Annotated in this window: 24 protein-coding genes, 1 tRNA gene and 1 pseudogene; 7 read left to right on the top strand and 19 right to left on the bottom strand. The window is 74.3% G+C overall.

Features of this window, described 5'->3' with window-relative positions; all coding sequences use genetic code 11:
• Positions 1-59 precede the first annotated feature (59 nt).
• Both ppk2 and J1M40_RS03135 read right to left on the bottom strand, forming a co-directional pair.
• A complete protein-coding gene (gene ppk2, locus J1M40_RS03130; protein WP_036340172.1) occupies positions 60-974 on the bottom strand; it encodes a polyphosphate kinase 2 in 915 nt (304 codons plus the stop codon).
• A 204-nt stretch (positions 975-1,178) separates the two neighbouring features.
• A complete protein-coding gene (locus tag J1M40_RS03135; RefSeq protein WP_144820211.1) occupies positions 1,179-1,679 on the bottom strand; it encodes a hypothetical protein in 501 nt (166 codons plus the stop codon).
• A 137-nt stretch (positions 1,680-1,816) separates the two neighbouring features.
• On the opposite strand from J1M40_RS03135, the gene J1M40_RS03140 reads away from it, so the two are divergent.
• On the top strand, positions 1,817-2,401 hold the full coding sequence (locus tag J1M40_RS03140; RefSeq protein ID WP_144820212.1) for a hypothetical protein: 585 nt from the start codon (positions 1,817-1,819) through the stop codon (positions 2,399-2,401).
• Here J1M40_RS03140 and J1M40_RS03145 read toward each other — a convergent pair.
• The 5 genes from J1M40_RS03145 to J1M40_RS03165 all read right to left on the bottom strand — a co-directional run bounded on the left by J1M40_RS03145 (position 2,388) and on the right by J1M40_RS03165 (position 4,663).
• Positions 2,388-2,732 (bottom strand): AzlD domain-containing protein, encoded by a 345-nt coding sequence (locus tag J1M40_RS03145; RefSeq protein WP_070709804.1) that lies wholly within the window; start codon positions 2,730-2,732, stop codon positions 2,388-2,390. The genes J1M40_RS03140 and J1M40_RS03145 overlap by 14 nt on opposite strands.
• Positions 2,729-3,568, bottom strand: a complete 840-nt coding sequence (locus J1M40_RS03150; RefSeq protein WP_206450464.1) for an AzlC family ABC transporter permease — start codon at positions 3,566-3,568, stop codon at positions 2,729-2,731. The genes J1M40_RS03145 and J1M40_RS03150 overlap by 4 nt, the downstream gene beginning before the upstream one ends.
• 75 nt (positions 3,569-3,643) lie before the next feature.
• Positions 3,644-3,717: transfer RNA gene (locus J1M40_RS03155), tRNA-Val, on the bottom strand.
• 15 nt (positions 3,718-3,732) lie between these two features.
• Positions 3,733-4,239 (bottom strand): redoxin domain-containing protein, encoded by a 507-nt coding sequence (locus J1M40_RS03160; protein WP_044659131.1) that lies wholly within the window; start codon positions 4,237-4,239, stop codon positions 3,733-3,735.
• The gene (locus J1M40_RS03165) at positions 4,232-4,663 is read right to left on the bottom strand and encodes a DUF3052 domain-containing protein (protein ID WP_044659132.1); all 432 of its coding nucleotides are present in this window, start codon (positions 4,661-4,663) and stop codon (positions 4,232-4,234) included. The genes J1M40_RS03160 and J1M40_RS03165 overlap by 8 nt, the downstream gene beginning before the upstream one ends.
• Positions 4,664-4,917: 254 nt before the next feature.
• Here J1M40_RS03165 and aceE point away from each other — a divergent pair, with 254 nt between their 5' ends.
• From aceE to fabF, 6 genes and pseudogenes are all read left to right on the top strand, one after another.
• The gene (aceE, locus tag J1M40_RS03170; RefSeq protein WP_044659133.1) at positions 4,918-7,668 is read left to right on the top strand and encodes a pyruvate dehydrogenase (acetyl-transferring), homodimeric type; all 2,751 of its coding nucleotides are present in this window, start codon (positions 4,918-4,920) and stop codon (positions 7,666-7,668) included.
• 52 nt (positions 7,669-7,720) lie between these two features.
• Positions 7,721-7,945, top strand: a pseudogene (locus tag J1M40_RS03175) (helix-turn-helix domain-containing protein); the annotation flags it as partial.
• Between the two features lie 106 nt (positions 7,946-8,051).
• On the top strand, positions 8,052-8,975 hold the full coding sequence (locus J1M40_RS03180; RefSeq protein ID WP_206450465.1) for an ACP S-malonyltransferase: 924 nt from the start codon (positions 8,052-8,054) through the stop codon (positions 8,973-8,975).
• Between the two features lie 32 nt (positions 8,976-9,007).
• Positions 9,008-10,060, top strand: a complete 1,053-nt coding sequence (locus tag J1M40_RS03185) for a beta-ketoacyl-ACP synthase III (RefSeq protein ID WP_020624511.1) — start codon at positions 9,008-9,010, stop codon at positions 10,058-10,060.
• Between the two features lie 61 nt (positions 10,061-10,121).
• On the top strand, positions 10,122-10,367 hold the full coding sequence (locus tag J1M40_RS03190) for an acyl carrier protein (RefSeq protein ID WP_010078906.1): 246 nt from the start codon (positions 10,122-10,124) through the stop codon (positions 10,365-10,367).
• 176 nt (positions 10,368-10,543) lie between these two features.
• Positions 10,544-11,788 (top strand): beta-ketoacyl-ACP synthase II, encoded by a 1,245-nt coding sequence (gene fabF, locus J1M40_RS03195; RefSeq protein ID WP_102708306.1) that lies wholly within the window; start codon positions 10,544-10,546, stop codon positions 11,786-11,788.
• Between the two features lie 36 nt (positions 11,789-11,824).
• Here fabF and J1M40_RS03200 read toward each other — a convergent pair whose 3' ends face one another.
• The 12 genes from J1M40_RS03200 to rimM all read right to left on the bottom strand — a co-directional run bounded on the left by J1M40_RS03200 (position 11,825) and on the right by rimM (position 21,521).
• A complete protein-coding gene (locus J1M40_RS03200) occupies positions 11,825-12,328 on the bottom strand; it encodes a DUF3145 domain-containing protein (RefSeq protein ID WP_102708307.1) in 504 nt (167 codons plus the stop codon).
• A gap of 170 nt (positions 12,329-12,498) precedes the next feature.
• Positions 12,499-13,539: a tyrosine recombinase XerC gene (locus tag J1M40_RS03205; protein ID WP_152744464.1), complete on the bottom strand. Its 1,041-nt coding sequence runs from the start codon at positions 13,537-13,539 to the stop codon at positions 12,499-12,501.
• A 57-nt stretch (positions 13,540-13,596) separates the two neighbouring features.
• The gene (locus J1M40_RS03210; protein WP_241252035.1) at positions 13,597-14,865 is read right to left on the bottom strand and encodes a DNA-processing protein DprA; all 1,269 of its coding nucleotides are present in this window, start codon (positions 14,863-14,865) and stop codon (positions 13,597-13,599) included.
• Positions 14,862-16,466 carry a YifB family Mg chelatase-like AAA ATPase gene (locus tag J1M40_RS03215; protein ID WP_101965521.1) on the bottom strand — a complete coding sequence of 535 codons (1,605 nt, stop codon included), beginning with the start codon at positions 16,464-16,466 and terminating at the stop codon, positions 14,862-14,864. The genes J1M40_RS03210 and J1M40_RS03215 overlap by 4 nt, the downstream gene beginning before the upstream one ends.
• Positions 16,463-16,882 (bottom strand): YraN family protein, encoded by a 420-nt coding sequence (locus tag J1M40_RS03220; protein WP_002853815.1) that lies wholly within the window; start codon positions 16,880-16,882, stop codon positions 16,463-16,465. The genes J1M40_RS03215 and J1M40_RS03220 overlap by 4 nt, the downstream gene beginning before the upstream one ends.
• Before the next feature lie 134 nt (positions 16,883-17,016).
• The gene (locus tag J1M40_RS03225) at positions 17,017-17,340 is read right to left on the bottom strand and encodes a DUF2469 domain-containing protein (protein WP_002853817.1); all 324 of its coding nucleotides are present in this window, start codon (positions 17,338-17,340) and stop codon (positions 17,017-17,019) included.
• A 116-nt stretch (positions 17,341-17,456) separates the two neighbouring features.
• Positions 17,457-18,209 carry a ribonuclease HII gene (locus J1M40_RS03230; RefSeq protein ID WP_206450466.1) on the bottom strand — a complete coding sequence of 251 codons (753 nt, stop codon included), beginning with the start codon at positions 18,207-18,209 and terminating at the stop codon, positions 17,457-17,459.
• On the bottom strand, positions 18,206-18,805 hold the full coding sequence (gene lepB / locus J1M40_RS03235; protein WP_206450467.1) for a signal peptidase I: 600 nt from the start codon (positions 18,803-18,805) through the stop codon (positions 18,206-18,208). Before lepB (J1M40_RS03235) ends, J1M40_RS03230 begins: the two co-directional genes overlap by 4 nt.
• The gene (lepB, locus tag J1M40_RS03240; protein ID WP_206450468.1) at positions 18,802-19,545 is read right to left on the bottom strand and encodes a signal peptidase I; all 744 of its coding nucleotides are present in this window, start codon (positions 19,543-19,545) and stop codon (positions 18,802-18,804) included. Before lepB (J1M40_RS03240) ends, lepB (J1M40_RS03235) begins: the two co-directional genes overlap by 4 nt.
• A gap of 36 nt (positions 19,546-19,581) precedes the next feature.
• Entirely contained in the window at positions 19,582-19,935 is a 354-nt protein-coding gene (rplS, locus tag J1M40_RS03245) for a 50S ribosomal protein L19 (protein WP_002853821.1), read from the bottom strand.
• A gap of 248 nt (positions 19,936-20,183) precedes the next feature.
• A complete protein-coding gene (gene trmD / locus J1M40_RS03250; protein WP_020625067.1) occupies positions 20,184-20,930 on the bottom strand; it encodes a tRNA (guanosine(37)-N1)-methyltransferase TrmD in 747 nt (248 codons plus the stop codon).
• Positions 20,931-20,933: 3 nt separating this feature from the next.
• A complete protein-coding gene (gene rimM / locus J1M40_RS03255) occupies positions 20,934-21,521 on the bottom strand; it encodes a ribosome maturation factor RimM (RefSeq protein WP_134416671.1) in 588 nt (195 codons plus the stop codon).
• Positions 21,522-21,550 lie beyond the last annotated feature (29 nt).

Below are 21,550 nucleotides of genomic sequence, written 5' to 3' on the forward strand. Positions count from 1 at the left end.
GGACGGTGGGACGGGCCGTGCCGGACACGGACCCGCCCCCCAGCCTACGTCGACCGCGGTCAGTCCCCCACGGCGTCGCGGCCGCGGCGGACGATCAGCGGGTCCGGGGTGCCGACGACCTCGTGGTCCTTGCCCTCGTACTCGAACTGGGACAGGAAGTAGCGCATCGCGTTGAGGCGGGCCCGCTTCTTGTCGTTGGAGCGGATGGAGATCCACGGGGCGTGGTCCGTGTCCGTGTGGAGGAACATGGCCTCCTTGGCCTCCGTGTACGCCTCCCAGCGGTCCAGGGACTCGAGGTCCATGGGCGAGAGCTTCCACTGGCGGACCGGGTCGATCTGGCGGATCGCGAAGCGCGTGCGCTGCTCGGTCTGCGTGACGGAGAACCAGAACTTGGTGAGGTGGATGCCGTCGTCCACGAGCATCTTCTCGAACAGCGGCACCTGGTTCATGAAGCGGCGGTACTGCTCGTCCGTGGCGAAGCCCATGACCCGCTCGACGCCGGCGCGGTTGTACCACGAGCGGTCGAACAGCACGATCTCGCCCGCCGTGGGGAAGTGCTGGATGTAGCGCTGGAAGTACCACTGGCCGAGCTCGCGGTCCGAGGGCTTGTTGAGGGCCACGACGCGGGCGGTGCGGGGGTTCATGTGCTCGGTGAAGCGCTTGATGGTGCCGCCCTTGCCGGCGGCGTCGCGGCCCTCGAAGACGATGATGTGGCGCTGGCCGGTGTCCTCGCCCCAGTACTGCAGCTTGAGCAGTTCGATCTGCAGGCGGTACTTCTCCAGCTCGTACTCCTCGCGCGTCATGCGCGTCTCGTACGGGTAGTCCTCCTTCCACGTCTCCACGGCGCGGCCCTGCGGATCGATCAGGTCGGGATCGTTGGTGTGACCGTCCGAGACGGTGTAGCCGCCGTCGCGCAGCTTGTCGATGAACTCGCGGAGGTTCTCGCGGGGGGCGTCGGGCTGCAGCAGCTCCATGGACCGTCTCCTTCACTGGGTGCGTCACCGTGCCCGCCCGTCCCCTCCTCGGTACGACGGCGGCGGGCCGCGGCCTGTGCTCTGTCCATCATTATGGGCGGGCGGCGGACGAGGAAGCCGGGCCCGGCGGCGCAGCCGGGTGAACAGCAGGTGAACCCTGGGAGGCGAACGGTCGCGGCCCCGGGCCGGTGAGGACCGGCCGGCTCAGCCGCGCGGGCCGACGCCCAGCAGCTCGTCGATCGCCGCGACGGCGGCCCGCGCCGCGTCGACGTCGGCGAACTGGGCGACGGCGTCGTCGTACCGGCGGTGCCCGGGAAGCTTGAGGCCGACGGAGGCGCCGTCCGTGGCCGGGAGGATCCAGATCCGGCCGCGCGGCTCGACGTCGCGCTGCTCGGCCACGTCGGCCTCCTCGAACTCGCGGTCGTAGCCGGCCCACTCGACACCGGGCCGCGGGGTGTCGGAGCCGTCGAGGACGTCACGGCCGCCCATGCGCAGACAGGTGACGGACTGCAGGAGCGCGTCCAGGGTGCGGGCGGCGGCCTTGCCGGCCAGCTCGTCCTGGAAGAGGGCGAGGATGGACCACTGCCCGTCCTGGAGGAAGAGCATGGTCTGCTGCGCCTCTCCCCCGGTGATGACGGCGAGGTGACGGGCGGCGCCGTCGGGGCGTGCGGGCAGCTTCCAGAAGCCGAGGGGGGTCGCGGACATGCGCTCCACCCTAGTGCGCCCGGACGCTGACGATGCGCCGCCGCCCGGCCCCTGCCCCGCATCCCGGGTTGAGTTGTCGCGGGTGCGCGGGCCCGTCACCCGCGACAACTCAACCCGCGTTGCGGGAGGGTGGGCCGATGGGCCTGCTCCGCGACCTCCTCACCCGCCGCTCCGCCCGCGACCGCTCGTCCGACCCGACGGCGACGCTCGGCCGGCACCTCGACAACGCCGCGACGATCGTGGCCGCCGCACGCCGGGCGGACGTGCCCCTCCCGGTGGCGGCGGCCCTGGCCGAGCTCGAGTCCGGTGGCCGGAACGTCTTCGGCCACGACGCCGGCGGCGTGCACAGCGCCCCGCGCGGGACGGACGTCCCCGTGACCCGGGAGCGCTACGAGGAGCTCGTGGCCCGGGTGGCGCAGGGGGAGACGTCCAACGGCGTGGGGCCCGCGCAGATCACGTGGCCGCCGTACTTCGCGCAGGCAGCCGAGCGCGGGTTTCGTCTGTGGGAGCCGGAGGACAACCTGGCCTTCGGGTTGGAGATCCTGCGCGGGCACCTGCGCGGCGACCTCTCCGCGGAGGGGATCGCCCGGGCGGGGACGCTCTACAACGCCGGGACGCTCACCCACGGGGTCACCGCCTACGGCCGCCGCCTCGCCGCGGCGACCCGCGCGTGGGCCGAACGCCTGGGCGAACCCGCCCCGCCGCCGGTCAGGCCAGGTTGACCAACAGCACGTAGGCCAGCGTGCCGGCGGCGATCGAGACCAGGGTCCGCCGCCCGGCCAGCAGATGCACGACGACTGTCACCGCCGCCGCGATCAGCGCGTGGGCCACCCGCGCCCCGTCCACGGGCTCTCCGGGGGCCAGCGCCGCGGCGTCGAGCAGCATCACCAGGGCCAGGATGGTCAGCACGCCGGCGGGCATCCACACCGCCAGCCGCGCGGCGAGCACGGACTCCCGCAACGGCTGCAGCAGGGCGAACGGCAACGCGCGCAGGCAGAAGGTCACGAGGCCCGCGACGACGGCCGCGGCCACCAGGTACGCGGCGCCGGTCATCGGGGGTCCTCCCCGGCGCCGGGCTCGGCATCCGTGCCGGCCCGCTCCCCCGTCGCGGCGACGACGGGAACCGGTCCGGTGACGGGCACGGGCTCGGGCAGCGGCAGGGCGGTCCCGCGTGCGGCGAGCACGTGGAACGCGATCAGCACCGCGGCGTAGAAGGCGAAGGCGACGACGAGCACCTGCGCCGGCGCCAGCAGCAGGGCCACCCCGACGGCGACCGCGGCCGCCAGCACGAGGGGCAGCTGGGCCCGCGTGCGGGCGGCGTCCATGGCGAGCACGATGAAGAGGGCGACGAGCGCGAACTCCAGGCCCTCCACCGGTCCGGGCAGCAGCCAGGCCACGGCCACCCCGGCGAGGCCCCCGAGCACCCAGTACGCATGCAGCGCGACCTGCATGGCGACCAGTCGGGGGCCGGTCCAGCCGCGAGGCCGGGCGGCGGCGATGGCGTAGGCCTCGTCGATCAGGGCGCCCATCGAGTAGATCCGCGCGAAGCGCCCCCGGACCACGCGCAGCGGGAAGCTGAACGCATAGAACACGTGGCGGAAGTTCACCAGGAACACCGTCACGGCGATCGTGAGCAGCGGGGTGCCCGCCACCACCAGCGAGACGAGCAGCAGCTCGACGGACCCGGCGAACACGACCACGGAGAACAGGGGTGCGACCCACGCGGGCAGCCCGGCCTGGACCACGAGCATCCCGAAGGCCACGCCCAGGGGGAACAGGCCGAGGCCGGCGCCCAGCGTCACGGCGACGCCGGAGCGCACCTCGGCCCACCGCGAGGGCGGAGCGGAGGCGCGCGAGGACGCTGACGAGGAGCCCATGATGGTGAGCATGCTCTCATAGGCGCCTGACGGGCGGTCGGCATGACGGAGCCGCGGCGTCACGCCGTGCCATGGCCCCGCGATCGGTGCACCCGGAGGGACTCGAACCCCCGACCCTCTCGGTGTAAACGAGATGCTCTGACCAACTGAGCTACAGGTGCCGGTGTCCGTCCAGGCTACCGGTCCGCGAGCAGGTCGCGCGTCGCCGCCTCGTGCTCGCTCCGGGTGCGTGCCTGTCCCGGGGCGGCGACCACGCGCGCGGCCTCGACCCCGTCCGCGTTGAGCAGCACGGAGACGCGGCGGGGCCGCCCGGTCTCCGCGTCGAAGACGTCGAGGGCACGGCAGGCCGCGCCGTGGGGCCAGAAATCGGAGAGCAGGGTGAGCGGCTCCGGCAGTGCCAGCTCCTCGCGGACGCGGCGCAGCACGGGGGCGGCGTCACAGGAGACCACGCGGACAGTCACCTCGTGGACCGCCACGTCCTCGGCGAGCGCCCCGATCCAGCCGAGCTCGTCCGTGCACACCGGCGTGAACGCCCCGGGCAGGAAGACGAGCCACGTGCCCCGCGGCCCGGCGGCGTCCTCGGGCCCGCGCGTCGGCGGCCACGGCCACGTCTGGCCGTGGTCGTCGCGCAGCGCGGGGACGTCGTCGGCGCCCCGCGTCCCGCCGGACGGAGCCTCAGCCACCGCGCTTCTGGACGAGCTTCTGAGCGGCCCAGTCCTCGGAGGCGCCGGCCCCGGTGGTGGCGTGCAGGCCCGCGGTGGAGGCGGCCTCGGCGACGTCCGCCGGGCTGACGTGGCCGGCGCGACCCTTGCGGGGGGTCATGATCCAGACGGGGCCGGCATCGAGGGAGCGCTGGGCGTCCACGAGGGCGTCCGCGAGATCCATAACGTCGCCGTCGTCCGCGCGCCACCAGAAGAGGACGGCGTCCGCCGGCTCCTGATCCTCCTCGGTCAGCAGCTCCTCGCCGAGCGCGTCCTCGAGCGCGTCACGGAAGGTGACGTCGACGTCGTCGTCGTACCCCCACTCCTGCACCAGGTCGCCCCTCGAGAGGGCGAGCTCCGCCAGCAGGGCGCTGTCCGTCGAGGTCGGCGTCGACCCAGCCTGCATAGTGTCCGGTCCTCCTTGATGGTGGCGGGCACTGCGGCCCGCGCCGTCGAGCGGGTGATGATGACCACCATACGCCGTGGACGCCGCCGTTCCGGGGCCTCCGGCCGGGCGGACGCGGCGGCTCCGGTCTACTCTGGGGAGGAACAGACGCACTCTCCGGGCGACGCGCCCGGCTCGGCGTCGCGGGCCCGGACCGGATCGTCTGCCCGCAGCCCACCGCGGAGCACCCCTCCGCACGAGAACCAGGAGGCACCGTGAGCGCAGCCGAAGAGAGCTCGCAGATCCGCAGCGGTCTGACCGACCAGCTCCCGGACAAGGATCCCCAGGAGACGTCGGAGTGGATCGAGTCCCTCGACGGACTCATCGAGGAGCGCGGCACGGAGCGGGCGCAGTACATCATGCGCTCCCTCATGCAGCGCGCGAGCGCCCAGTCCGTCGCCCTGCCCTACGTGACCACCACGGACTACGTGAACACGATCCCGGCGGACCAGGAGCCGGAGTACCCGGGCGACGAGGAGCTCGAGCGCCGCTACCGCAACTACCTGCGGTGGAACGCCATGGCCCTCGTGCAGCGCGCCCAGCGCGACGGCGTCGGCGTCGGCGGTCACATCTCCTCCTACGCAGGCCAGGCGACCCTCTACGAGGTGGGCCTGAACCACTTCTTCCGCGGCCAGGACCACCCGGGCGGCGGCGACCACATCTTCTTCCAGGGCCACTCCTCGCCGGGCAACTACGCCCGAGCCTTCCTCGAGGGCCGCCTGACCGAGGAGGACCTCGACGGCTTCCGCCAGGAGAAGTCCCGCCAGGGCCACGGCCTGCCCTCCTACCCGCACCCGCGGATGATGCCGCACTTCTGGCAGTACCCCACCGTGTCCATGGGCCTGGGGCCGATGAACGCCATCTTCCAGGCGCAGACCAACCGGTACCTGCACAACAACGGCATCAAGGACACCTCCGACCAGCACGTGTGGGCCTTCCTCGGCGACGGCGAGATGGACGAGCCCGAGTCGCGCGGCCAGCTGCACATCGCGGCCAACGACAAGCTCGACAACCTCACCTTCGTCATCAACTGCAACCTGCAGCGTCTCGACGGGCCGGTGCGCGGCAACGGCAAGATCGTCCAGGAGCTGGAGTCCTACTTCCGGGGCGCCGGCTGGAACGTCATCAAGGTCCTGTGGGGCCGCGAGTGGGATCCGCTGCTCGAGGCCGACGACGAGGGCGAGCTCGTGCGCATCATGAACGAGACGCTCGACGGCGACTACCAGACCTACAAGGCCGAGTCCGGCGGCTTCGTGCGCGACCACTTCTTCGGCCGGTCCTCCGTCACCAAGGAGATGGTGGCGGACATGACCGACGACGAGATCTGGGGCCTCAAGCGTGGCGGCCACGACTACAAGAAGGTGTACGCCGCCTACAAGGCCGCCATGGAGCACAAGGGCCAGCCCACCGTGATCCTGGCCCACACCATCAAGGGCTACGGCCTGGGCAAGTCCTTCGAGGGTCGCAACGCCACGCACCAGATGAAGAAGCTGACGGTGGACGACCTCAAGGTGTTCCGGGACCGCCACCGCATCCCGATCTCGGACGAGCAGATCGAGAAGGACCCGTACGACATCCCGTACTACCACCCGGGCGCCGACGCTCCGGAGATCACGTACATGATGGAGCGGCGCAAGGAGCTGGGCGGCTTCGTGCCGGAGCGGCGCAGCGACTACCACGCGATCCCGCTGCCCCCGGAGTCCGCGTACAAGCAGGCCCGCAAGGGATCGGGCAAGCAGCAGGCCGCCACGACCATGGCGTTCGTGCGCCTGCTCAAGGACCTGATGCGGGACAAGAACATGGGACCGCGCTTCGTGCCGATCATCCCGGACGAGGCCCGCACCTTCGGCATGGACTCGTTCTTCCCGACCGCGAAGATCTACAACCCCAAGGGCCAGAACTACCTGTCCGTGGACCGGGACCTGTTCCTGTCCTACAAGGAGTCCCCGCAGGGGAAGATCTACCACGTCGGCATCAACGAGGACGGCGCCACCGCGGCGTTCAACGCGATCGGCACGGCGTACTCCACGCACGGCGAGCCGATGATCCCGGTGTACATCTTCTACTCGATGTTCGGCTTCCAGCGGACCGCGGACAACATCTGGGCCGCAGGCGACCAGCTCGCGCGCGGCTTCATGATCGGCGCCACCGCCGGGCGCACCACCCTCGCCGGCGAGGGCACCCAGCACATGGACGGTCACTCCCCCGTCCTGGCGTCCACGAACCCGGCCGTGAAGCACTACGACCCGGCGTACTCGTACGAGATCGCCCACATCGTGCGCCAGGGCCTGGAGGACATGTACGGCGACCACGACCGCGGGGACGACGTCCGCAACGTCATCTACTACCTCACGGTGTACAACGAGCCGATCACCCACATCGAGGAGCCCGAGGGCCTCGACGTGGAGGGCCTGCTCAAGGGCATCTACCGCCTCTCCGAGGGCCAGGGCGACGGCCCGAAGGTCCAGCTCCTGGGCTCCGGCGTCTCCGTGCCGTGGGCGCTCGACGCCCAGCGGATCCTCTCCGAGGAGTGGGGCGTGAACGCCTCCGTGTGGTCGGTGACCTCCTACAACGAGCTGTACCGCGACGCCGTCGCGGCGGAGAAGGACGCCCTGAAGGACCCGTCCGCCACCCCGCGCGTGCCCTACGTGACGCAGGCGCTGCAGGGGGCCGAGGGCCCGATCGTGGCCACCTCGGACTACTCCACCTCGTGGACGAACCAGATCCGCCCGTTCGTGCCGAACCGCTTCTCGGCGCTCGGCGCCGACGAGTTCGGCTTCGCGGACACCCGCGCCGCCGCCCGTCGGTACTTCCTCATCGACACCCACTCGATGGTGGTCCGCGCGCTGCAGCTCCTCGAGGAGGAGGGCGAGGTCGAGCGGGGCACGGCCGCGAAGGCGCACGAGAAGTACCGCCTGGACGACGTCAACGCCGGCACCACCGGCATCGCGGGCGGCGACGCCTGACCCGCATGCCGCGGGGAGGCCGACGCCCTCCCGTCCCGACGCCGGCACCTCCCTGCTGGAGACCGTGGACGCGTACGGCGCGCTGGGCCACTCGCTCGAGGGCACGGCCCGCGAGCTGTTCGTCCACGCGAACACCGTGCGGTACCGCCTCAAGCGGGTGGCTGAGGTGACCGGCTGGGACCCGCTGGTCCCCCGCGACGCGTACGTCCTGCAGACCGCGATCACCCTGGGCCGGCTCGCGGGGGCGCGGCAGACGACCGGGGACGGGTCGGACTGAGCCGGGGCGGCGCACACCCCCGCTTGTAGAAACCCTCCAAACCGACTCGCCGTGCTTCGTGGCGCGATCTGCCCGGGATGGCGGCCGATCCTGACACGATGGAGGAATGCTTGCCATCGTGTGCCCCGGACAGGGGTCCCAGACGCCCGGCTTCCTCGCCCCCTGGCTCGAGCTGGACGGGACCCGCGACCTGCTCGCATCCCTCTCCGACGCCGCGGGCGTGGACCTGATCCGCCACGGCACTGAGTCGGACGAGGAGACCATCAAGGACACCGCCGTCGCCCAGCCGCTGATCGTGGCGGCCGGCCTCGTGGCCGCCGCGGCCCTCGAGGCGGACGCCGCCGCACCGAAGTCGACCGTCGTGGCCGGCCACTCCGTGGGCGAGGTCACCGCGGCCGCCGTCACCGGCGTGCTGTCCCCCGCCGAGGCCCTCTCCCTGGTGCGCGTGCGCGCCACCGGCATGGCCCGGGCCGCCGCGGCCACGCCCACGGGCATGGCCGCCGTCGTGGGCGGGGACCAGGACGAGGTCCTCGCGGCCATCGACGCGGCGGGCCTGGCGCCCGCCAATGTCAACGGCGCCGGCCAGATCGTCGCCGCCGGCACCGCGGAGGCCCTCGGCGCGCTCGCCGAGTCCGCCCCCGCCCGCGCCCGCGTGATCCCGCTCAAGGTGGCCGGCGCGTTCCACACGGAGCACATGCGCCCCGCCGTGGACGACCTCGCGGCCCACGTCGCCGGCCTCTCCCCCTCGGACCCGCGCCTGCCCCTGCTGTCCAACCGGGACGGCGAGGCCGTCGAGTCCGGCACGGACGTGCTCGCCCGGATCGTGGACCAGATCACCCGCCCGGTCCGCTGGGACCTGTGCATGGCGACCATGGCCACGCGGCAGGTCACGGGCGTCCTGGAGCTGCTGCCCGGTGGCACACTGACCGGACTGGCCAAGCGCGGCCTCAAGGGCACCGCGCAGCTCGCCGTGAAGACCCCCGAGGACCTGGACGCCGCGCGGGCGTTCCTGGCCGAGCACTCGGCCTGAACCCCGCGCACCGCCCGGCAGAGAGAAGCACCATGACCGTCACCCTGAAGCAGCACGAGCGCCCCGCGGCCAGCCGCATCGTGGCCGTGGGCGCCTACCGCCCGGCGAATTTGGTCCCCAACGAGGACCTCATCGGCCCCATCGACTCGTCGGACGAGTGGATCCGCCAGCGCACCGGCATCGTCACGCGCCAGCGCGCCACGGCGGAGGAGACCGTGCCCGTCATGGCCGTGGGCGCCGCCCGGGAGGCCCTCGAGCGGGCCGGCCTGCAGGGCTCGGACCTGGACGCCGTGATCGTCTCGACCGTCACCTTCCCGCACGCCACCCCCTCGGCCGCGGCCCTCGTGGCGCACGAGATCGGGGCCACCCCGGCGCCCGCCTACGACGTCTCCGCCGCGTGCGCCGGCTACTGCTACGGCGTGGCCCAGGCCGACGCGCTCGTGCGTTCCGGCACCGCGCGGCACGTGCTCGTGGTCGGCGTCGAGCGCCTCTCCGACGTCGTGGATCCCACGGACCGCTCCATCTCCTTCCTCCTGGGCGACGGCGCGGGCGCCGTGATCGTGTCGGCCTCGGACGAGCCGGGCATCTCCCCCTCGGTGTGGGGCTCGGACGGGGAGCGCTGGTCCACGATCTCCATGACGCACTCGCAGCTGGAGCTCCGCGATGCCGTGGAGCACGCCCGCACCACGGGCGACGCCTCGGCGATCACCGGCGCGGAGGGGATGCTCTGGCCCACGCTGCGCCAGGACGGGCCCTCCGTCTTCCGCTGGGCCGTGTGGTCGATGGCGAAGGTGGCCCGCGAGGCCCTCGACGCCGCGGGCGTGGAGCCCGAAGACCTCGCCGCGTTCATCCCGCACCAGGCCAACATGCGGATCATCGACGAGTTCGCCAAGCAGCTGAAGCTGCCGGAGTCCGTCGTCGTGGCCCGGGACATCGCGGACGCCGGCAACACGTCGGCCGCGTCCATCCCGCTGGCCATGCACCGTCTGCTGGAGGAGAACCCCGAGCTCACCGGCGGCCTGGCCCTGCAGATCGGCTTCGGCGCCGGGCTGGTCTACGGCGCCCAGGTGGTCCGCCTCCCCTGAGGCGGCGCCGTCTGATTCACTGATCACGTACACCCCACACCCCTACCGAAGGAGACGCCCCATGGCTTCCAAGGAAGAGATCCTCGCCGGCCTCGCCGAGATCGTGAACGAGGAGACCGGCCTCGACACCGCCGAGGTGCAGCCGGAGAAGTCCTTCACGGACGATCTGGACATCGACTCGATCTCGATGATGACCATCGTGGTCAACGCCGAGGACAAGTTCGGCGTGAAGATCCCGGACGAGGAGGTCAAGAACCTCAAGACCGTCCAGGACGCCGTCGACTTCATCGACGGCGCCCAGGCCTGATCGGCCCACGACGGCGGCGGGCCCGGCCCGCCCCGTCCCCTCGGTGAGCGCCGGGGGCGCGTGAGCGCCCCCGGCCCCCGACACCCTCGACTTCCGGCACCCCGGCGAGCGCCGCGCATCGTGCCGACGACACCCCTCCGCCCGATCCCCACTCGAGACCCAGAGGCAGCAGACCCATGACCCGCACCGCAGTGATCACCGGCCTCGGCGCCACCACGCCCATCGGCGGCGACGTGCCCACCTTCTGGTCCCACGCCCTGCAGGGCGTCTCCGGTGCGCGCACCATGGAACACGACTGGGTGGAGAAGTACGAGCTGCCCGTCACCTTCGCGGCCGAGCTGGCCGTGCCCACCTCAGAGGTCCTCTCCAAGGTGGAGCAGAAACGCCAGGACCCGGCCACCCAGATGGCGACCGTCGCCGCGCGCGAGGCCTGGAAGGACGCCGGCCTCGAGGGCGCGGAGGTCGACGGCGACCGGCTCGCCGTGGCCTTCGGCACCGGCATCGGCGGCGTGTGGACCCTCCTGGACGGCTGGGACACCCTGCGCGAGCGCGGCCCGCGCCGCGTGCTGCCCATGACCGTCCCGATGCTCATGCCCAACGGCGCCGCCGGCGCGCTCTCCCTCGAGTTCGGCGCCCGCGCCGGCGCCCGCACGGTGGTGTCCGCGTGCGCCGCCGGCACCGAGGCGCTCGAGACCGCGCTGCTGCTCGTCCGCTCCGGCCAGGCCGACGTCGTGATCTGCGGCGCCGCCGAGGCCGCCGTGCACCCGCTGCCGATGGCCGCGTTCGCCGCGATGCAGGCGCTGTCCAAGCGCAACGACGACCCGCAGGCCGCGTCCCGCCCCTACGACGTGGACCGCGACGGCTTCGTCCTCGGCGAGGGCGCCGGCGTCATGGTGATCGAGTCGGAGGAGCACGCGAAGGCCCGCGGCGCGCGCGTGTACGCCGAGCTGGCCGGCGCGGGCGTCAGCTCCGACTCCCACCACATCACCGCGCCCGAGCCCGAGGGCCTGGGCGCGACCCGTGCGATGCGCGCCGCCCTGAGGTCGGCCGACATCACCCCCGAGGACGTGTGCCACGTGAACGCCCACGCGACGTCCACACCGAAGGGCGACGCGCCGGAGTACCTGGCCATGCGGGCCGTGTTCGGCGATCACCTGGACCAGGTGCAGGTCTCGGCCACGAAGTCCCAGACCGGCCACCTGCTGGGCGCCTCGGGTGCGATCGAGTCGATCCTGTCCGTGCTCGCCGTCCACCACGGCCAGGCGCCCGTGACCATCAACCTGGAGAACCAGGACCCGGAGATCCCGCTGAACGTGGTCACCGGCTCCCCCGCCCGTCTGCCCGAGGGGCAGCGCGTGGTCGTGAAGAACTCGTTCGGCTTCGGCGGCCACAACGCGGTGGCCGTGTTCCGCAGCGTCTGAACCGGAGCGCGCCGCCGGCCGGCCGGGGGCGAAGGCTCAGACGGCGCGGTGCAGCCAGCGCACGTTGGCGTGGGCGGCGGCCAGCCGGAACGGCTCGAGCTCGTCGTCCCAGGCCTCGCCGAGCGCGAGGGAGAGTTCGTGCATCAGCACGCTGGGGTCTCCCGCGCCGGCCTCATAGGCGTACCGGATGCGGTCCTCGGAGACCATGATGTTGCCGGAGACGTCCGTGGTGGCGTGGAAGATGCCGAGGTCCGGGGTGTGGGACCAGCGCGAGCCGTCGACACCGGCGGACGGCTCCTCCGTGATCTCGAAGCGAAGGTGCGGCCAGCCACGCAGGGCGGAGGCCAGACGCGCACCGGTGCCGGCGGGCGCCGTCCAGTGCACCTCGGCGCGGTGCTCGCCGGGCGCGACCGGCTGACCCTCCCACTCCACCGAGGTCGCGGGGCCGAGCACGGAGCTCAGCGCCCACTCCACGTGGGGGCAGAGGGCGGTGGGGGCGGAGAGGATGTGGACCACGCCGCGGGTCTGGGTGCTGGTCATGGATGCCTCCGAGGGTGCGATGCGGTGCGTCTTCCCCTACGACCACGTCGCGGCTCCGGTGGATCCTGGGGCCATTGTGCACCAGGGGCGTGGGCCCGGCAATGGGGCGGTGCGCCGCCGCGCGTGTCGCGGCGGCACGGTGGAGGGATCGGAAGCGCTGCGGGGCGGCGTCAGGCGCGTGGGTGGGCCTGCCGATAGCCCTCGCGGAGGCGATCGATCGAGACGTGCGTGTAGACCTGTGTGGTGCGCAGGGACGCGTGGCCCAGCAGCTCCTGCACGGTGCGCAGGTCGGCGCCGCCGTCGAGGAGGTGGGTCGCGGCCGTGTGGCGCAGTGCGTGCGGCCCGCGGGCCGCGGTGTCCCCCAGGCCCTCGAGCGCCCGGTCGACGACGGTGCGCGCCTGGCGCACCCCCAGCCGGCCACCGCGCGCGCCGAGGAAGAGGGCGGGGCCGGAGTCCGGCCGGGCCAGGCGGGGGCGACCGAGCCGCTGCCACTCCTGGAGGGCGCGGCCCGCGGGTGCGCCGTAGGGGACGGTGCGCTGCCGGTCGCCCTTGCCGGTCAGCCGGACGACGCCGCGGCCGGCCTCGAGGTCGTCCACGTCCAGGGCGGAGAGTTCGGCCACCCGGGCGCCGGTGGCGTAGAGCAGCTCGAGCAGGGCGGCGTCCCGCAGGGCCAGCGCGTGGGCGGCAGGGTCGTCGCCCGCGGCGGCGGCGTCCACACGCTCCTGGGCAGCCGCGAGGAGCCGGGTCGCCTGCTGCTCCTGGAGCACGTGGGGCAGCGTCCCCTCGGGTCGGGGCGAGCGCAGCCGCAGGGCGGGGTCGTCCGAGCGCAGGCCCTCCCGGCGCAGCCAGGCCGTGAAGGTGCGGACGGCGGCCACCCGGCGGGCCAGGGTCGCGCGGGCGAGGCCGGCCCCGCTCATGGCCGCCAACCAGCCACGCAGGTCCTCGATGTCCAGCTCGGCGAGGACGTCCGGTGCGCTGGGCACGTGGCGAGCGGGGGCGTCGTCATCCACGGCGGGCGCCGCCGCGGTGCCGGCTGTGCCGGCGACGTGGTCGATGAGGGCGCGCAGATCGGCGAGGTACGCGCGCACGGTCTGGGGGCTGCGGTTCCGCTCGTGGCGCAGGTGCTCCTCGAACGCCTCGAGCCAGGCCGTGTCCCGGGGCGAGGGGGCGCGCGGGACCGGGACGGGACGGACGGAGGACGACGGGGTCATCCCCCCACTCTGCCATCCGCCCCAGGGCGGCGCCGCCCGGGAGCACGCGGCCGGAGGTCATCCCCGCCGCCACCGGTCCTCGACCCGTTCGGCCAGGCCCGCCCGCTGCAGCCGGGACAGGCACGCCAGGACGGTGGGCAGCGCGAGCCCGGCGCTGACGGTGATCCGGTCGACGGGCACCGCCTGGCGCAGGGGCAGCGCCTCGTGGACGAGGGCCTCCTCCATCGTGAGCCCGTCGGTGGGCCGCGCGGCGGACTCGGGAGCTGCCCGGGTGGAGGTCCTCCCGCCCGCGCCGCCGCTCCGGGCGGGCCCCTGGCCGAGCAGGGCGAGGGCCTCCTGCTCGGTGGTCACGAGACGGGCGGGGCTCTCCTGCAGCAGACGGTGGCAACCGGCGGAGCTGGGCGAGGTCACGGGGCCGGGGACCACGCCCACCTCGCGGCCGAGGCCGAACGCGTGGCCCGCCGTGTTCTGCGCTCCCGACCGCCAGCGCGCCTCGACCACCAGCACGGCCCCCGCGAGCGCGGCGATGACCCGGTTGCGCTGCAGGAACCGGTACCGCGTGGGACTCGCACCGGGCGGCATCTCGGACACGAGCAGCCCGGCGGCCATCACCGCGCGAAGCAGGTCCTCGTGGCCGGCCGGGTAGAACCGGTCGAGGCCGCCGGCCAGCACCGCCACCGTGGGCGGGACGCCGTCGCGATCCGCCGCGTCTTCCGGTGCGGCGGGCGCCTGCAGCGCGGCCCGGTGGGCGGCGCCGTCGATGCCGTACGCACCGCCGGAGATCACGCACGCGCCCTGCTGGACGGCGTGGGCGGCGCAGCGGGCGGTCACGGTCCGTCCGTACGCGGTCGCCTCCCGGCTGCCGACGACGGCGAGCATCCGGTCCGCGGGAGGCAGCGTTCCGGAGCCGCGGAACCACAGGCCCAGGGGCGCCTCCTCGCCCAGGTCCGCCAGGGCGGCGGGCCAGGCGTCGTCCTCGGGGATCAGCAGGCCTCCCCCGAGCCGGTGCAGAGTCACGAGGTCACGCTCCGGCTCCAGCCGGGCGGCCCGGGGCGCCCAGCGGGCCAGCCCCGCGGCCCAGCGCCGGGGCAGCGTGTCGGGCGCGCCGGCGAGATCGGCGAGCAGATCGCGCTCGGCGGGCTGGATCGTCTCCCGGCCCGTGAGCAGGGCGAGCGCCCGCTCCGGCCCCAGCGCCGTGACGGTCTGCACCGCGAGCGCGTCCCCGGGCTCGACCAGCCGGGTCAGGGCGGCGCGGGCGAGCCGGGCGGCGTCCGGCCGGCGCGGCCCGGCGACGTGGTCTGCCGCCGGGGTGACGTAGGTGGTCATGCGTCCTCCTCGTTCTGGTGGCGCAGCGTGAGTGCCACGTCGGTGTCCTCGGGTGCGGGCCGTTCGGCGCCGCGCAGGTCTGCCAGGGTCCAGGCGAGGCGCAGGACGCGGGCGTGGCCGCGCGCGCTCAGCAGGCCCTGGTCGACGGCGTCGTCCGCGGGCCGGCGGGCCGCCCGGGGCACGGCGTACGGGCCGTGCCGCAGCACCCCGGCGGGGACGTGCGCGTTGCGGCGCAGCCCGGACGGGGCGAGCCCGCGCTCGGCGGCGGTGGCCCAGCGCCGGGCCTGGCGGTCGGCGGCCGCGGCGACCCGGGCGGCCACCTGCGACGTGGTCTCGGACGCGGGCGCCCCCGTGAGCTGCCGCGCTTCGACGGGCCGCACGGTGACCTGCAGGTCGACGCGGTCCAGCAGCGGCCCGGAGAGCCGCTGGGCGTAGCGGCGGCGTTCGGGCACGCTGCACCGGCACTCGACGCCCGTGCCACCGCCCTTGCCGCACGGGCAGGGGTTGGCGGCCAGCACGAGCTGGAACCGGGCCGGGTAGACGACGGCGCCGAGGGCCCGGTGCAGCAGCACCTCCCCGGACTCGAGGGGCTGGCGCAGCGCCTCGAGGGTGCGCCGTTCGAACTCGGGGGCCTCGTCCAGGAACAGCACGCCGCCGTGGGCGAGGGAGGCCGCTCCCGGCCGGGCGAGGCCGCTGCCGCCGCCCACGAGGGCCGAGCGGGACGCCGAGTGGTGGGGTGCCTCGAACGGCGGGGTCCGGTCGATGTCACCGTCGAACCCCTGGGCCGTCCCGCCCCTGCGCCGGACACGGGCGTCGCCGCCGCGGAGGGAGCGCAGGGCGGCGCACTCGAGCGCGGTGCGCCGGTCCAGGGGAGGCAGGATTCCGGGCAGGCGCTCGGCGAGCATGGTCTTGCCCGCCCCCGGGGCGCCCATGAGCAGCAGGTGGTGGGCGCCGGCGGCTGCGACCTCGAGCGCGAACCGGGCCTCGGCCTGTCCGGCGACCTCGGCGAGGTCGGGCACCGCACGGGCCGGCTCCGGTTCCGGGGCTGTCACCTGCCGTCGGGCCGGGCGGTGGGGCGGCTCTCCGTCCGGTTCCCCGCCGAAGGCGCGGATGACGTCGTGCAGATGGGCGAAGCCGCGGACCTCGGCGCCGGGGACCAGTCGGGCCTCGGCCTCCGCATCCTCGGCGACGACCACCTCGGAGCACCCCGCGTCGACGGCGGCCATCACCATCGCCACGGTCTCCGGCGAGCGGTGCAGGGCGCCGTCGAGGCCGAGCTCGGCCAGGAACACGGGCCCCTCGACGTTCCGCACCCGCCCGTCCGCGGCGTAGGCCGCCAGGACGATCGCCAGGTCGTGGCACGCACCCCGCTTGTGCACCCCCGCCGGCAGCAGGTTCACGGTCAGGTGCCGCCGGGTCAGGGGCAGTCCGGCGTTGCGCGCGGCGGAGCGGATGCGGTCCCGGCTCTCCTGCAGCGCCTGGTCCGGCAGACCGAGGAGGGTGAACCCGGGCAGGGACTGGGCGATGTCCGCCTCGACGTGCACGACCTCCCCGCGCAGACCTGCCAGCGTGATGGAGCGGGTGCGTCCGATGCCGCTCACGGCCGCACGTCCTGCAGCAGGTCGAAGCGGATCCCGCCCGTGCGCGGCACCAGCACGGCGACGGCGTCGACACGCCAGGGCGTCCCCCGGCGGTCCGCGGCATGGGCCCGCACCCACGCCGCGGTGAGGCGGTGCAGCCGGGTGAGCTTGCGCCGGTCGATCGACTCGAACGGGTCCCCGAAGGCCAGGCCCGAGCGGGTCTTCACCTCGACGCCCACCCACCAGCCGGCGTGGTGGGCCACGATGTCCAGCTCTCCGGCCTCGCCCCGCCAGTTGCGGTCGGCGATCACGTAGCCGCGCTCGGCGAGCCAGCGCGCGGCGGCGTCCTCACCGAACCGGCCCAGTGCCGTGTGCGCGCGGCTGGCGCGCCTGTCTCCGGGCGGCTGCGCCCCGATCCGTTCCGCGGTCCCCGTCATCCCGACCACCTCCTGGGCACCAGGGTGGTCCCGAGCAGGGTCGCCGCGTCGGCGACGGCGGGGATTGTGCGGGGCCGGACGCCTGTGCAGGAGTGGACGTCGGCGTCCCGACCTCGGGGCCGATCAGGCGTGGGTCAGCTCGGCAGCTGGCCGTCCGGCGGGACCGTCAGGTCCTCGGTGGGCAGCTCCTCGATGTTCACGTCCTTGAAGGTCAGCACCTTCACGCGCTTGATGAACCGCTGCGTGCGGTACACGTCCCACACCCAGGCGTCCTCGAGCAGGATCTCGAAGAACACGTCCCCGTCCGCCTGGCGGGGCGTCAGCCGCACGTCGTTGGCGAGGTAGAAGCGCCGCTCGGTCTCCACGACGTAGCGGAACAGGCCCACCACGTCCCGGTACTCGCGGTAGAGCAGCAGCTCGGCCTCGGCCTCGAAGTCCTCGACGTCGTCTGCGCTCATGACATGCCTCCTCAGTGTTCGCCGCGCACCCGCGACAGTCCGGGCACGCACGGCCTCCATCCTCCCCCGTCCGGGGGTCGCACGTCGAACGGGCGGCCGCGCCCGGCCCCGGGGGCTCAGTCGAACAGCGTGGGCGGCGCCTGCGCGGGCGCGTCCGGCAGCCCGAGGTTCCAGCTGCGCCGGTGCTGCTCGCTCGCCCCGCGCTCGGCCAGGGCGGCCCGGTGCGCGGCTGAACCGTACCCCTTGTTCCCGGCCCACCCGTACCCCGGGTGCGCCGCGTCGAGGGCGATCATGACGTCGTCGCGAGCCACCTTCGCGGCGATCGACGCGGCCGCCACCGTCGCGCACCGGTCCTCGGCCCGCACCAGCATCGTGGGCGCGGGCGGCAGCGGGCGCGGCGCGGGCGCGGGGCCGGCGTCGGGATCGGAGCGGCTCAGCCAGTCGTCCCGGCCGTCGAGCACGAGGGCGACCGGCTCCTGCCCCACCGCGTCGCACAGCGCCGCCCACGCCCGGCGCCCGGCGAGACCGAGGGCCGCCGAGATCCCGAGCGCGTCGATCTCCGCGGGGCCGGCCTCCCCGAGCGCCACCCCGGCCGCCCAGTCCTCGATCTGCGGGACCAGGGCGCGCCGGCGTCGGTCCGTGAGCGCCTTGGAGTCGCGCACCGGAGGGATCTGCCCCGCGGCGGGCAGCCACGCGGCGCACACCCCGACGACGACGGGCCCGGCCAGCGCGCCCCGGCCCACCTCGTCCATGCCCGCCACCAGCACCCGGTCCACTCCCCGCGCGGCGAGGACCGGCGCGGCCAGCCCCGCCTCGACGTCCAGACCGGCGCGCACCGTCGGCCGGCCGCCGCCCCGACGGGCGGTCACGTGCGAGCCTCCGGCGCGGGCGCGTCCGGCACGGTGGCGAACGCGTCGGGGTCGGCGCCGGCGCCGCCGATCCTGTCCAGCGGCCAGACCACGAGCCGGGCGCGGCCCACCACGTCGTCGAGGGCCACGAACCCGCCCCCGGGCCCGGTGAGGTGCGCGCGGGAGTCCGCCGACGCCGAGCGATGGTCACCGAGCACCCACAGTCGCCCCGCGGGGACGGTCACCTCGAACGCCTCCTGCGCGGGCGTCTCCCCCGGCGCGAGGTACGGCTCCTCCACGGGCACCCCGTTCACGCGCAGCGTCTCCTCGCCGGGCGTCCAGGAGACGATGTCCCCCGGCAGCCCGACGGCCCGCTTGATCACGTGGCCGCCCCCGGGCAGCCAGCCCTTCGTGTCCTCGAACACCACGACGTCACCGCGGCGCACCGGGAACGGATCGGGGGTGAGCAGCGTGGCGACCACGCGGTCGCCGGCCCGCAGCCCGGGCTCCATGGACGAGGACGGGATGGCGTACATGCGCGCCAGGAAGGCCCACGCCAGCACGCAGGCGAGTACGGTCACGGCGGCCGCGATCAGCGCGGTGCGGCGCCCCGTCACGGCGTGTCCCCGGAGGGGGCGTCCACGGTCCCGCGGCGGGACAGGGGCCACACGACCTCCGCGACCCGGCCCTCGACCCGCTCGAGCGGGATCAGCCCGCCGCCGGGGGCGCCCAGCAGTGCGCGGGAATCCCGGGAGGCGGCGCGGTGGTCGCCCAGGACGACCATGCGCCCGTCGGGCACCTCGAAGGACCAGGTCCCCGCCGCGGCCGGCTCGTCCGCGGTCACGGGCCTGCCGAGATACGGCTCATCCAGCGGCTCGCCGTTGCGCAGCAGCCGACCGTCCGGGGCACAGCATTCGAGGCGGTCCCCCGGCAGGGCCAGCACGCGCTTGACGAACACGTCCTCGGCCGCGCCGACACCCCACCACCGGGCGACGTCCTCGAGGCCGCGCTCGAGCGATCCGGCCGAACGGTACGGCGCCAGGCTGCCGGCGCCGTCGAACACCACCACGTCGCCGTGGTGCAGGCCCTGCCCGCCCGCCGCGGCGGCGTCCACCCGCACGCGGTCGCCGGGCTGCAGGGTCGGCTCCATCGACCCGGAGGGGATGAGGTAGACGGGGCCGGTGAGGGCCCGCAGCACCGCGGCCACCACGACGGCGGCCACCACGGTCAGGCCGAGCCACGCCCACCAGCGGCTCGCGCCGGAGGCGGGGGCCGCCGTCGTGCTCGAGGAGGAGCTGGCCCCGGACGCGACGGAGCCCCGTGACCGGCGGGGGTCACGGGGCTCCGAGGTGCGCATGGGTCGATCACCGGTCGGCGGGGCCGACCGGGATGATCACTTGGCGTCGGCGCGCTTCTCGCGGATGCGGGCGGCCTTGCCGTGGCGGTCGCGCATGTAGTACAGCTTCGCGCGGCGCACGTCGCCCTTGGTGACGACCTCGATCTTGTCGATGACCGGGGAGTGCACCGGGAACACGCGCTCCACGCCGATGCCGAAGGACACCTTGCGGACGCGGAAGGTCTCGCGCACGCCGTAGCCCTGACGGCCCATGACGTAGCCCTGGAACACCTGGACGCGGGCGGTCTTGCCCTCGATGATGTTCACGTGCACCTTGACGGTGTCGCCGGGGGCGAACTCCGGGATGTCGTCGCGCAGCGTCTTCTTGTCGAACGAGTCGAGAATGTGCATGTCGTCTCTCCTGGCGGATGCCACAGGTCAACCGCGTGGTATGCGGGCGCACGGTCCGTCCACGTCCGCATGACGAGGGGGCCGGGTCCCGAGCCGAGGGCCGGGCTCCGCACGTGGGGTGCGGTCCCGGGGTCCGATCCGTTGACGCGCGCCCCCTGTGGCAGGTCGGGCGTCCGGCGGACACGAGGACCCATTATGCCACAGCCGATGACGCCGCGACGCCCCTCCAGCCCGTCGGGCGCGGCGGGTCAGTCCTCGGAGTCGTACGCCGCCCACAGGTCCGGTCGCCGCTCGCGCGTGCGCTCCTCCTGCTGGGCCCGACGCCAGGCCGCGACCTTGCCGTGGTCGCCCGAGAGCAGCACGGGCGGCACCGCACGGCCCCGCCAGTCCGCGGGCTTGGTGTAGACCGGGTACTCCAGCAGGCCGTCCTCGTGGGACTCCTCGACGAGCGAGGCCGGGTTGCCCACGACGCCCGGCACGAGGCGGCCGACGGCCTCGATCATCGCCAGCGCCGCGACCTCGCCGCCGTTGAGCACGTAGTCGCCCAGCGAGACCAGCCGCACCTCGAAGAGCTCCTCGGCCCAGCCGAAGACGCGCTCGTCGATCCCCTCGTAGCGGCCGCACGCGATCGCCACGTGCTCCCGGCCCGCCAGTTCCCGGGCGAACCGCTGGGTGAAGCGCTCCCCCGAGGGCGTCGGCACGAGCAGCACGGGGCGGTCCCCCGGCTCCGCCGACGACGACTCGGCGGGGGCCGGTGACACGGGCCCTTGGGCCGCCACGTGCTCGAGCGCGAGCGCCCACGGCTCCGGTTTCATCACCATGCCGGCGCCGCCGCCGTAGGGCGTGTCGTCCACGGTGCGGTGCCGGTCGAAGGTGAAGTCGCGCAGGTCGTGGACGTGCACGTCCACGAGGCCCTCGCGGCGGGCACGGCCCAGCAGCGAGACGTCGAGGACCGCGAGGTACTCGGGGAAGATCGTGACGACGTCGAAGCGCACCGCTCAGTCCTCCGCATCCGCATCGGTGGGCCCGTCTGCGGCGCCCTCGTCCTCGCCGGTGGCGAGCTCGAGCAGCCCCGGCGGCGGGGTCAGCACGAGCACGCCGGCCTCGGGGTCGATCTCCGGGACGATCTCCTCGACGAAGGGCACCAGGGCCTCCTCCTCGACGCCGTCCAACGCGACGTGCAGCAGATCCTGGACCGCCCCGGTGGTCAGGGCCGTGACGACGCCGACGCGCTCGCCGTCGACCCGCACCTCGAGGTCCACGAGGTCCTCCTCGTACCACTCGTCGGACTCCTCGGGCGCGGCGGGAACGGCGAACAGCTGGGCGCCGCGCAGGGTCTCGGCGACGTTGCGGTCCGGCGACTCCGCGAAGCCGACCACGAGGATCTGCTTGTTCCACCGGGCCCGGGTGACGGTGAGCTCCGCCGGCAGGCCCGGGGCGCCGTCGCGCACCACGAGTCGCTCGCCGGGGGCGAAGCGGGCGTCCGGGTCGTCGGTGAAGACCTGCACGGTCACCTCGCCGCGGATGCCGTGCGGCTTGCCGATGCGGGCGACGCGGACGAGGTCGTCCTGGGCTGCGGGACTCATGGGCTCTCCTGGGTGGGACGGTCGGTGGC

Origin of the sequence: Micrococcus sp. KRD026 (genome assembly GCF_017168445.1) — a bacterium.
GTDB lineage: Bacteria > Actinomycetota > Actinomycetes > Actinomycetales > Micrococcaceae > Micrococcus > Micrococcus luteus.